6 protein-coding genes are annotated in these 13,190 nt (G+C 51.0%); all 6 read right to left on the bottom strand.

The window, feature by feature from the left end:
- Positions 1-102 precede the first annotated feature (102 nt).
- Positions 103-3,141: a YhgE/Pip domain-containing protein gene (locus tag OCY70_RS29845; protein WP_213427510.1), complete on the bottom strand. Its 3,039-nt coding sequence runs from the start codon at positions 3,139-3,141 to the stop codon at positions 103-105.
- Positions 3,142-3,670: 529 nt separating this feature from the next.
- The gene (locus tag OCY70_RS29840; protein ID WP_213427509.1) at positions 3,671-4,108 is read right to left on the bottom strand and encodes a glycosyltransferase; all 438 of its coding nucleotides are present in this window, start codon (positions 4,106-4,108) and stop codon (positions 3,671-3,673) included.
- 180 nt (positions 4,109-4,288) lie between these two features.
- Positions 4,289-5,011 (bottom strand): response regulator, encoded by a 723-nt coding sequence (locus tag OCY70_RS29835; protein ID WP_213427508.1) that lies wholly within the window; start codon positions 5,009-5,011, stop codon positions 4,289-4,291.
- A gap of 4 nt (positions 5,012-5,015) precedes the next feature.
- On the bottom strand, positions 5,016-6,176 hold the full coding sequence (locus OCY70_RS29830) for a sensor histidine kinase (protein ID WP_213427507.1): 1,161 nt from the start codon (positions 6,174-6,176) through the stop codon (positions 5,016-5,018).
- Positions 6,177-6,237: 61 nt separating this feature from the next.
- Positions 6,238-8,943 (bottom strand): stalk domain-containing protein, encoded by a 2,706-nt coding sequence (locus OCY70_RS29825; RefSeq protein ID WP_213427506.1) that lies wholly within the window; start codon positions 8,941-8,943, stop codon positions 6,238-6,240.
- Positions 8,944-9,153: 210 nt separating this feature from the next.
- The gene (locus OCY70_RS29820) at positions 9,154-13,128 is read right to left on the bottom strand and encodes an Ig-like domain-containing protein (RefSeq protein ID WP_213427505.1); all 3,975 of its coding nucleotides are present in this window, start codon (positions 13,126-13,128) and stop codon (positions 9,154-9,156) included.
- Between the last annotated feature and the right edge of the window lie 62 nt (positions 13,129-13,190).

The raw sequence follows: 13,190 nt of genomic DNA, 5'->3' as shown, positions 1-13,190 counted from the left end.
TGTCACGGGATGGCATGTGCTTCATGCTCAACGCCTAAATTCAATGATTTACCTAGATTGTATACGATGCAGCGGCAATTGACAACCCTAATTTGGAAATCCTTACAGCAGCTTGCTTTTCTTCGCCTTTTGCAAAAATTTATCGCTCGATTTATTGATCGTCTTCTTCAAGGCGACTCCCAGCACGAACGCAATTCCGACATAAATAAGCAGGATTAACATATGCTTCGTGACGACAGGCCACAGAATTCCCCCGACCGCTTCCCTCATAATCGTAATGGCATGGGTAAACGGTAAAAACGGGTGCAGCTTCTGGAAGAAGGCCGGTGTCATCTGAATCGGAAATGTCCCGCCGGAGCTTGCCAGCTGGAATACGAGCAGGATGATGGATAATGCTTTCCCGACATTCCCGAAGACGGACACAAGCGTGTATACGATCGTGACGAATATAATACTGATGTATATCCCAAACAGAACAAACCAAAATTTATGAAGAACATAGGTTTTCAAAAGAAACATATCGCCCAGCGTGACAATCGTCGCCTGCCCGATGCCTAACGTGAGAAACGTAAGCAGCCGGCCGAAATATGCTTCATAGCTCTTGTACTCATGCTTATTTTCAATATCGACAATCATCATCGATATCAGGAGCAGTCCGCCCACCCACAGCGCCAGCGTCGTGAAGAACGGCGACATCGCCGAACCATAGTTCGGAATCGGGAACAGGTCATGCTCCTTCAGCAGCACGGGCTCCGCGAAGAAATCACTTTCTTGCTCCGCATCCCCGGTCAGCAGCTTGATGACTTCATCCAAATCGCCCGTTTCTTCAAATGAACGAATTTTGGCGGCAATATCCCTGACCTTTCTGCTAACCTCCGGGAACTCTCCGTTCACTTTGTCTAATTCCGTTTCACCCAAGCGAACTTTATCCTTCACCTCGGCCAAGGCCGATTCGATTTTCGGAATCGCGGCGAACAGTTCGTTTTCAATTTTCCGGACGAATTCCAGACCTTGCCGCGATTTTTCCATCGAACGGTGGAAGCCAGGGACCACATCCTTATCAATCGTCTCCACCGCATCATCGATGGAGGCAGCCGCATCCTTCGTCACCGAGCTAATCTGATTAAGCGTATCCTTCGTTGGCTTATTCGCGTCGCCGGCAAATTCGCTGGCTCGAACCAACGCCTTCGAGATATCTTCCATTCGGCTCTCTATGTTCCGAAGCTTCGCAATCACATCCTCAATCGCCCCGTCATCTACGGACCGTTTCATGTTTTCCGCGACATCGATGAGTTTGCTGATCGCATTTTGGCCATCCTTCGTGCGCGCCGCCGCATTTCGAAGCTGATCTTCTACTTTATTAAAATCTTTGGCCAATAATTTATCCGTCAACTTCACAACGGAAATGGCGGCATCCTGCAATTTTCCTGATTTTTCGCGCGCCTCGTTAATGAGTTTCTCGATAGTGCTGCGGTTTGACTTAAATCCCGGGGCGATGACATTGTCATAGCTGTCAGCCAATTGGCCGGCCATAACCTCGGCCTTGTCCAAAAACTTTCCAATCAGACTGCTCACAAGCTCTGGCACATTGTTCTTTTCAAGTTCCTTATTGATTTTATCGAGCAGCTCTTGCAAGCTCCCCGCGTTCGTTTTCATGTTATTCAACATGTCAATGAGCCATTGATAATCGGTACCCGTTAATTTGGAGATCTCTTCTACTTTTTCGATCAGTTTATCAAGCGAACCCAAGCTGTTTTCGAGTTGGCTTGCCGCTTCGGATAACGAGGCCGCAATCTCTTTCCATTTGTCGGCAATGGTACTGCCATCGGCCTGCGCAAGCTGATCCTTCGCCTTTTTTATCAGGTCCTGCACGCGGGTTAATTGCTCCCGGTATCGCTTGCCGGCCTGCTCCACATCATCCAATGCCTTCGTCAGCGCTGGGACGATGCGATTATCCAGATCCGTTCGGAACTGGCCAATCAAGTCATTAATTTTGAGTGCCGTTCGCTGAATTTCCTTCAGCTTGTCCACAGCCAGCTCTTTATTGTCGGCAACGATGCGGCGCGCTCTCTCCAATTGGCCATTCAAATCTTCCAATTTGTTTTTCATATCATACAGCGAGGAAACAATATCATTCATAACTCCGCCAGTGGTAAGAGATTGATTGACGCCCTCGATTCTCGTAATCAGCTTCTGCAATGACCATATCCCCGAATTCAGTTCATCGCTTTTTTTGCTCAGCTCTTGTTCCACGACGCGGAGATCAAGGTTGGAATTAATCGCATCGGTCATCGCCGACATTTCGGTCATCGTATTTTGCAAGGCCTGCAAATCCTTTTTTACGACCGGAATGGTCTTCTCAAAGGTTTCATCTCCCTTATCCAGGAACCGTTCCACATCGGAATCAACCGCATCTTTTTTCTCTTTTTCGAAATCCTTGATTAAAGAAATCGCCGTTTCCGCTTTTTTGATAATGTCATCCGCTTTTATTAAATCGACTTGGCCTTTCCGAATCATGCTTTCAATCTCGGGAATATTCTCTTCCAATTTGAAAAGATTGTCCTTCATTTTCAGAATCGAAGGCTTGTTCCCTTCCAGCTCCACGCCAATCTCGTTGAAAATTTCAAAGATGGCGCCGTTTGCCTCTTTCACGAAATTGCTGCGGATCGTTGACGTTACCCCCGTCGCCCCGGCCGATGTCACCTTCGGCGCGATCGCATTGACCTTCTGATTGATGAAATAATCTAATTCCGCCTTCTCAGGGTGACTTGAAATAATAGAGGTTAACTTCTCGGAGAAATCTTCCGGAATGACGATGGCCGCATAATAATCCCCATGGTTGACGCCTTCCATCGCCTCCTCTTTATCCACAAACCGCCATCCTAATTTATCGTTCTCCTTCAACGATTCGATGACCTTCTCGCCCACATTGATGCTTTTATCCTGGACTTCGGACCCCTTATCCAGATTGACAACGGCCACCGAGACATCCTTCGTATTGGCGTACGGATCCCAGGACGGAAGAATATTGAACCAGGCATATAAGGAAGGGAGAATAACTACCGCCAAAATAACAATGATTGCAGCCGGATTTTTAATAATGTTGCGAAGGTCTGTTATGTAAATCTTCAATATGTTCATCGTTCACCATACCCTGTCTTAAGCTATTAATGCAATAAATTATTTGCTGCCTAAATCTTTTTTCAGAACCCCAGAACTAATTTGGATATTTAGTCAGATGTTCTAGCTATTATACTTGTTCTAGTAACAAACTGCAAGGAACCCCTTCTAAAATATGTATTTTTCTATCCAAATATCACTCTTATCCCTCTCTTAGAACAGAAAAAAGATGCCTCCCCTGTACGCAAGCCTGCGGCTACAGGCTCACAGAAGCATCCTCCACAATATGGCTCGATTATAAAAGTAAGGCGGCACGAAATGAGTCCCTGCTTGTCAGTATATCTTGGAGAGACGATAATGCCTACCGAAAAATGCACCTGCTAGTATACTACAAAACATATCCATTTTATAGTAATCAAAATAGGAAGATGAATGAAAAAATTGCCCAGATCGGGTTCGCACGAAGCAAAATGAAATCAATTCAAAACATTGCCTCTGTCCGGGCCCTATTCCTTCTGATTATACCGAACCATGACAGTACACAACTTGCTCAGATAGCGCTTCCAGACATAAAAGGGACCTTGCGCAGATCCTCCGCCCGATTCAAGCGGACAACGACAAAAGCTTCGGCCGGCTGGCTCGACTCCAGCTCATCCAGGACCCGCTCCACTTCCTCCGGCGCTACGACATCCGCATTCCAGCTGATTCGCGCTCCCCGGACCGCACGCTCGGCGATTGCCAGCGTTGCATCCGTCGATCCGCAGTCCAGCAGTGTAATATGCAGTTGACGCCCTCTTAACCAAGTATAGAAACCAAAGGCCCGTATCATCCATTCAATGTGGCGTTCATCATTCTCGCTGACGATGACAACATGTATCCATGGCGCAGGACGAGAGCCTCGCACCAGCTTCTGCCACCCATGCGCGAGATGAACGGCCGCCACCGCTATCCCATAGCACCCGATAATCCAACATAGCATCGCGATCATGCGGCCACCTCCCTTTGGTACACTGTATGCCGAAGGAGATGGGAGGGTGACGGACAAGAATCGATCAATCTGTACAAATATGAAAAAAGGACACACTTCCAGCGCCCGGCAAGCCTTCTCGGCCTCTGTACCGAGAAGCTTCGCTTGGAAATGCGTCCTCTCTATGGATTACCACAACGATTACAACGTGACCCAGCCGTTTTTAATGGAGTTAATGACCGCTTGCGTCCGATCGTCTACCTCCATTTTTTGCAAAATGCTGCTGACATGGTTCTTGACGGTCTTCTCGCTGATGAACAAGTATTGGCCAATCATCTTGTTGCTCTTGCCTTCCGCCATCAGACGGAGCACTTCCGCCTCACGGCGGGTAAGCGGGTTGTCTTCCGCCGCCACGAAGCGCACGCCCGAATCATGGGAGGATTGATTGCTCACGACGCCATGCCCATCCAGAATCGTCATACGCCGCAGCTGCTGAATCAGCTTGCCCGTCACCTTCGGATGAATGAATGCATAGCCGCTTACGACCGATCGGATCGCATTGATCAGCGACTCGGCCTCCATATCCTTGAGCAGGTACCCGGATGCGCCCTTGCGCAGCGTCTCGAATACATAGCTCTCGTCGTCATGAATGGATAGAATGATGACTTTGACATCCGGGAAAATATCGCGAAGACGCTCGGTGGTGACGACGCCGTTCTCTACCGGCATATTGATGTCCATCAGGACGACGTCCGGAACTTCCTTATTGCAGAATTCCACAACCTGAATCCCGTCGCCGCATTCCCCGATGACTTCCAGATCGTCCTCCATGTTCAAAATCCGCTTCAGCCCTTCGCGAAAAAGCTGATGATCGTCAGCAAGGAGTACTTTGATGCTAGGCTTTTCCTGTGTTCGATGCTCCATAGATTTACTCCTCTCTCTTCTCCACATTTGTCGGAATTTGTATCACGATTCGCGTGCCGCGGTTCTCGGCGGAATAGATCTCCATGTGGCCTTCGAGCAGTTCTACACGCTCCTTCATCCCAAGCAGACCGAAATGCATATGCTCCTTCGACTTGACCTCCAGGGAATCCAGCTTGAAGCCGTATCCGTTATCCCGGACGACAACCCGGACCTCCTCCGGCTCATAGGTCAATTCACAGGTCACGTTCGTCGGATGCCCATGCTTGGCCGCATTGGTGAACGCTTCCTGTACCAGCCTGTAGATGGCCGCCTCCATCGCCGACTTCAACCGGCGTTCATGACCCCGAATCTCGAAGGAGGTTCGAATCCGGTTCTTCTCCTCATAATCATGAATGAACTTGCGCAATGTCGGCACCAACCCCAAATCATCGAGGGCCATCGGCCGCAAATTGTATATAATCTTCCGAATTTCCTCCAGACCGAATCGCACTTGCGAACGTAAATCTACTATTTCGTGCTTCACCGACTGAAAATCCTGCTTCGATATCATTCTTTCTACAATTTCCGTCCTCAGCACTAGATTGGCCAGCGACTGAGCAGGACCGTCATGAATCTCCCGGGCGATGCGCTTGCGCTCCTCTTCCTGGGCCAGAATAATCTTCAGGCCGAGAAGCTGGCGATTCTTCGCCGATTCCAGAATGCGGGTCACTTGACCCAGATCTCCGGACAGATATTCCAGTGCCACGCTCATCTGGGAACCAATCGTCTCCGCACGTTCAATCGATCCTTCCACGGCGCGCAGCCGGTTCTGCAGATCATCCCTGCGGGTCTTCAGGTAGCCTTCCTTCTCACGGTATATCATCAGTTCCAGCTGCAACTGCGTTGCTTTCTCATAAGCTAGCTTAATATCCTCTTCCGTGTAGCGGACAAAGTCGCGGCTTACCTCGGTCAAACGCAAACGAGCCAGACGATATTTCCGTTCCAGCTCGTCCACTTTATCGCAAATTTCCGCCGTCTGATTCAACACTTCCTGAAGCTCGTGACTCATCGTGACGGCTTCATTCCGGGAGGAATCCAATATTTCAAATATTTGATATTTGCTTTCTTCCATGACTTTGATGGCGTTCTTTATCACGCGATCAATGTTTCCGACCTGATAGTCCACTAACGCTCCGTCTCCTTGACTTTAGAGGATGAATTGGATATTCATCCTCTATCATACCATATTAACGGATAGTAATGGACTTCGTTTTTTTATCCCATTTTACAGATAGGCCTAATTGTTCCGACACCAATCGCAGAGGGACTAAAGTACGACCTTGCCGGACGATCGGAGCGACATCGGACTTACTTTTCTTCCCGTTCAGGGTAAACGTCTTCTCTCCCACGGTCATATCAATCATCGAATTGCCGCGCAGCGCGGTCACCCGATTCGTCTTCCCATCCCAATCGGTATCTCCGCCGAATGCGTCAATAATCGTGCGCACCGGCACGTAAGTGACGTTATTCAAGACCAACGGAGCGACATCCAACTGCTTCTTCTCCCCGTTCAGTTGGGCGGTCTTGCTGCCTACCGTCAATTCCATTACAGGGCGGTTCAAGACGGCATCCGTTCCGGCCGGAAGCTTGACGATAAGATTATCGATCGCAACCGTGCCCTGTGGCACCCGTTCATCTTGATCCTCTTTTGGATTATATAAATAAATGCGCTTCAGCTTCGCCGCGGATGATAGATTCAGAGCGGACAGATCGGCCTCTACCGTCTTCCAGCCTTCCCAGTTCACCGATTCCACAACACTAATATAGTGCGCCTTGGAGCCGTCGTGAATCTCCATACGCAAATTGTTGAAGCTGTTATCTCCATAGACGTCCAGCTTCAATCCGCTCGTTCCGCCCGGCAAAGCGATGCCGTTGCCGCCGTTCAATTCGGCATAAGCGAACTTGTCGCCGGTTCCGGACGTCATGTCATAGGACAGCTTCAGCACCTTGTCATTGGCGGAGCGGCCGCCAAATCCGCCTTCCACCGTCACCTTGCCCGTTGTCGCGTTCTTCGGCAGGCCGGAGAAGGATACCGGGTAGTTGACCGCATTGAAGTCTTCCAGCTTCTTCTCCGCTCCCGGAGTAAGCGGAATCATCGTCCGCACGCCGTCATAGCTCGCAATCGCGTACCCGATCTTTCCGCCCTCTGGCACGGAATCGACCTGCAGCACGCCGTCGGTGACCGTACCCTTGAATCCGCGCAGCTCCCATTGCACGGAGCTGGTTGGCAGCGTGGCGGTACTGCCATCCTGCAGCGTCACTTTGACCGGCAGCGTGGCCTTCGTGCCGGCGACCAGAGGCGCCGAAGAAGCGGCAATGCGAATTTCATCGATCTGATCCGCCCCGATGACCTGTACCTTCTGCGTCGTCTTCGCCCCGCCGGACGTCGCCGTAACCTCCGCGGTTCCTGCCTTCATTGCCGTGAAAGCGGATCCGTTCCATTTCAGCTTGTCATTGCTGGAGCTCCACTTAATGTCAGCGCTTGAGGCATCGACCGGATTGTAATACTGGTCATACGCCTTCAAGCTAAAGGTTGCCTGCTGGCCGATGAACAGCGTCTTGTCTCCGGCCAAGGTCATGCCCTTGACTTCTCCCTTCGGAGCCGTCGTATACACGCCGATTCCGTTGACGACCGAACGGATATTATTGCCGCCTTCCTTCGTCTCGAAGGTCAGCTTCGTCTCCGTCTCGCCCAGCGGACGGTTGGCCATCGTCGTCGACCCGCCCCCGTCCAGGTTGACCGCCCGCCATATGCCGGCCTCTGCCAAAGCTTGCTGGAATTCCTTCAACGTCAATCCCGAACTGACGCTGTTCGATTGAGCCGTAACGAGGTAGGCATAGCGCCCGTCCTTCGAATAGCCGACTGCCGTTCTCGCCGTTGCCGACCCGCCGCTGATTCCGCTTGTATCGCGGGTGAAGCTGACCGTCTTGCCATTGTCGACGAGCAGCGTATGGCCGCTTATCATCATCTGGAAGGAGGAAGGATCAACCGTCTGGCCGTTGCTCTGCGCGATAAGATGATAATTCGCCTCCACGCTTGCCCCGACCTGCAGATTGCTCCGCATGAACTGGGCCGCCGTTCCGTGTCCGCGCAAAATGTAGCCATCCTCCGGAACCTCGATCGGCAGCGGGCCCGATTCCGAAATTTGTTCAACCACGCCGTTCCGGACCAGCGCCTCGGTCGGAGTCGTCGAGCTGTCATTCGGACGGGCCGTTCCCTTCCAAGCGCTCGTATAAATATACAGCGCGTTGATATGGCTGTGCTGGCCGCCCGGCTCCTTATTATATTTCATCTTGTTGATGCCCGACAGCGGGAACGTCTGGCCGTCCGGCAGCTGGATGCTGCCTTCGAACCGGTATTGATCGATGGTCGGCGTGCCGTCCTGCTTGACCGCGAAGGCATACATGCCCTGCAGCTCCGCAGGACTCGTGATCAGGACCCCGTCATCAATCGAGGCTCCCATCGGCACGCGATCCGAGCTCATCATCCAATAGTCTCCGTTCACGCCCGCCACAGCGCCGGTTTCCTTCGTCATCCGCGTTACCGTCTGGCCCACCGCCGTCTGGCCGTTCTGGCCCGTCATGACATCGAGCTTGATGTACGGATTTTTCAGATCCGCCTCAATAATGTTGAGAATGGTCGTATACGTCTTGCTATTGCGAACCGTCTTGTATTGATAAGTGACGAGCTTCGCTCCCGAGGTGATAATCTCCTCGCTCAACTTCTTGAGCGACTGCACGGATCCGCTCGCTTCAACGACCGCCGGAGTTCCCCAACCCCAGCCTGCTGCCGGCTGCATCAACAGCGCGCCCGACAACACCAATGCAACGGCTACCCGGACACCCGTGTGCCGCTTCGGCACCCGCCCATCGGATGCTTCGATTCTTTTCATGTTTCTACTCTCCCATTTCCTTGCTAGTATGTAATTTGACAACTACGAAGACAATACTACCTATAAACTCTATTACATATAGACGACTCTATTCTACCAAAAGTTGCGTTTCTGTAACCAAATATCCTATATTTCCCGGGACATAAAACGACAAAAAGCCCCATCCTCTGTTCCCTGACAAAGGATGGAGCCTTGAAACGATAGTAAAGTTTAGAAGTTGATCGTAATATGATCGATAGACAGCAACAACCGCCGCAGCAAGATCGCGGCTTGGGCTCTCGTTGCCGAGCCTTTCGGATCGAATTTGTCCCGCTTCACGCCTTGAATCAGACCCGATTGCACGGCCTGAGCCACGGTTGGAGCTCCGAGTCGAGTAATCTGCTTGCTGTCTTTGAATACGCTCAGCACCGTTGTTGTCGCCCGAGGCAGAACATGTCCGGAAGCCTCCGTCGCCCGCACCATCATCTGCGTCAATTGCTCCCGGGTGATGCTGTCGTTCGGCTTGAAGGTGCCGTCCGGGAACCCGCTGATAATGCCTGCTTTAATCGCTGCGCCGATATAGGCGCCGTTGATCGTGGAATTGCTCACATCCGGGAAGCGTTTGGCCGCTTCTGCATTCGGTTCCAGTCCGAGCGCCCGCGAGATCGCAACAGCGAATTCCTCCCGCGTAATCGGCTTGTTCGGCTCGAACTTCGTGCTGCTGCGTCCTTCCATAATCATCTTGGCCGACATTGCCGTCATATCATTGTTAGCCCAATGGCTCGGCACATCGGCATAGACTTTATTGCCGATCGTCAATACGGCAATCACGCTCTTCTTCACCTTGGTGACGCCAACCGTGATCGCACCTGACCGGTACAGCTTCGTCGGAAGATAGGCGAGTTGGCTGTGGCTCGTCTGATACTCGACAATCGCGGTCCGGTTGGCCGTAACCGTATCCGTCGTTCTTATTTTAATGACGGCCTCCATCTTCAACTCGGTCAATCCGCTGACCTGGCTGCCGGAATAGCCGTATAACGTAAACTGATGCGCCTGCACCAACGCCGTCGCCTGCACCCGGCTCAACGCATTCACGATGTTGGTCTGCTGCGGTTGGGCCGGCTCTATCTCGATTAACAGTGAAGAGTTCGAGATCGAACCTTTCAAGCTCTGCACCATCTGAATAATCGTATCGCGGCTAATCGTAATGCCGTACAGCGTGTTCCCATACTTGATGGCGAACAACACCGGCTCGGTCGTGATATAAGCGGAGTCGAAGGCGCTCAACGGAATGGACACCCGTGCCGCTGTCTCTCCCGATGGCACTTCATACATCAGCTGCTTATCCGGGCCGCCCGAGGTGGCCACGAACTGAAAGGCGGTCTTCAGCTTGTTCGCGTCCAACGTATAGCGGTTAACCACTTGCCCGCTGGTAGCGCGGTCGGAGGACTTCTGCGCCGCATCATCCACGAGCACAAACATGGAGTCGATAAAGGAGGTATCCTTCGCCAGCTTGACGAAATTGGCCCCTGCCAGGTCCTCCAGGCTTACCGTCACGTTCATATTGCTGAACGTCTTAATCTCCACGCCTGATGTCGATCGAATTGCTTTCGTTCCGCCTCCGTTATAAGTCACGGTCAGTTCGTCCGCCTTCGCTGGCGGATTCAACAGCTCGATGGTTACCTTTGTGCCGCTGACATTCACCTGTCTTACCGAGAGCAATTGGCTGCCAGCACGGACATAGAATGGTCCGTTAGAGGAGAACTGCATGCTCTCCAGCGTTTTGTTGAACGTCAATACGATCGAAGGCGAGGTCCAATTCGCTGACTGCACGACCGGTGTCTCGCTGTCTGTCGTATTGCCGACAGAGATAAGATTCAGGTTCACGGCATAGTTGCCGTTCAGGTCCCTTAATGGCGGATAGCCTCTCACATAAGACACCGTAACGATATCGGTCTTGAGCACAGCCGATTGCAGCGTCAGGAACACCTGGTTTTCCTTAATTTCAACCTTGGTCACGTACCGGGCCTTCTCATTTACAAGGACTGAGAAATGGCTTACCAACGGAATCGAGTTTTTATCCAGCGCCTTGTTATAGGTCAGCGTAAGGCGATTCCCCGTAACGCCAGTCTCCGTTAGCTGAGGAGGCTGCCGATCGTGGCTGTTTCGCACGAAGACGCCCTCGAAGGCCGGAATCTGTCCTCCGCCCGTATCTTCAAGCGGATAGCTCCCTGGCGTGTAGCTGACCTTGATGACATCGCCATCGGAAGCATATCGATTGAGCGTAAGGTAGATATACGACCCGCTGTTAGAGATTTTATCTACGCCGACGGTAGAACCATTGAACGTGACGGTGAACTGGCTGTACGCGTACGTAGACACGCTTTTAATCGACTCATTGAGAACAATGGTTAATCTATCATTGTAAATATAGCTTTCTCTTACATTGTATAGAGACGAGCTCACTTTATTTTCTACATTGCGGGCACTGAAGGCTGCAGCCACATTGCCGGATGTATCTCGTACAAGACGGAACCGTCCGGCATAACTAATACGGATATCCTGCCCGACAGACACGCCGCTCTCCAACCTAACATATACATAGTTGCCTGATGTGTAAGCACTGTCCACCCGGCGCTCCTGATTGTTCACCGTGACGGTAAATTCATTGGCAGGAGGATTAACGCTCGAATCGAGTACCTTATTATAACGAATCTGTATGACCGAGCTGCTGTACATCTTAATGTCTTCGATCACTGGCGGATTGCGATCCGTCAAGCCGGTCGAGAAGGTCCATACATTTGTGATTCCTTGGAACTCATTTCCGGATCGATCCTTTACTGCTCCACGTGCAATATTCACCGTATAGACGGTATTGTCCTGGAGCTTGTTTTTAGGGACAATCCGGAGCTCTCTGTCGCCCCTTACGGTAACTTCTATCGTTTCTTTCACCGATGAGCCTTGGCGAAGCAGTTCCACGCCGTTTCCGCTATACACAATCGGCTTGTTGAATGTAGCGATAAGCTCCTTGGACGTCACTACCCCAACACTATTGCGCGATGGATCGTAGGACGAAATAACCGGAGCCGACGTATCCATGACAACCGTCTGGAATTCCCAGGATTGCTTCGTTAAGAAATAACCGTCTGCATTGCGGAAAGCCCCGTCTGGAATTTCGACGGTATATTTTTGATTCTTAACCAGATTCTTCAGCGAATTTGATTGAATCGTATTTGTGCCTCCGCCTGTCAAAGTCGTCACCGGAATTCTGTCCTTAACTGTTCCATCTGAAGATTTAATCAAAATTTCGCCGCTGCCTTGATAAACCGGCTTATCAAATGTAAGTTCCAGACGGGTACTTTCGGATACGCCAGTTCCCTCCGGAGCCTTCTTTATCAGTTGGGGCGGTGCTGTGTCTACACCGCGTCTGGTCTCAAAAAACCAGGAGGCCGGATCCGAGTATCCCGCGATCGGAATATCCTCGTCATCCGTAAATGGATTATTGACAAATTTAACATAGTAGGCGGTGCCAGCGTCCAGTTTATTATTGTCCGTAAATGAATAGGTAGCTATCATTCTATTGGTATCAAACACAAAATCAGTGGACTTTAATGTCCTTACAGCCGTGTTATTATAAGTGTAAACCTGAACCGTCCCTGCACCAGCTTTTACCGGTTGTTTGAAGGCAATTCTTAGAGTTGGAGTTACGCTTTCCTCTTTGCTTTGATGCGGAAATACAGCCTCCACACCAGGCGCGGATTTGACCGTAAATGACCAACTCTTTCCTATAGGGAGAGGTTGACGAGTCTCATTGTTTTCAAAGGTCGCATCTATCGTAACCTGGTAGGTGGCTCCCAATTCAAAAGCAGGCCCATTTTGTAAGTTGAAGGTTGACGAATCGCTCGATACGACCTTGCCCATCCCCGAGCTTCCATCTTTATTAAAATACTGCGGGGCGCCTCCCTCTTTCATTACTACGATATGTCCAGCTACCATGGTCATGGGTTCCGGAAACTTAATGCTGATCTCCGACTTCAGCGGGACATTCCGTTCGTTCGGTGCCGGAAAGACCGTAACCTGGTCTGCAGACAGATTACTCACTATAGTCGGATTGATTGTATCCGCTTGAACGATTCCGGGTCCCCATCCTATCGCTCCACTTATCAGTATCACGATGGCAAGCAAGGCCGAGAGCCATCTCTTCATTGCTGTTTGCTCCTTTCCTTCCGAAAGACAGTTGTACTTTATTTGTCGGTTAGAAAGGGCAA

It is taken from the genome of Paenibacillus melissococcoides, assembly GCA_944800085.1.
Lineage (GTDB): Bacteria > Bacillota > Bacilli > Paenibacillales > Paenibacillaceae > Paenibacillus_B > Paenibacillus_B melissococcoides.
The sequence above is the reverse complement of the archived record's forward strand: the minus strand, read 5'-3'. Positions and strand labels throughout refer to the sequence as shown.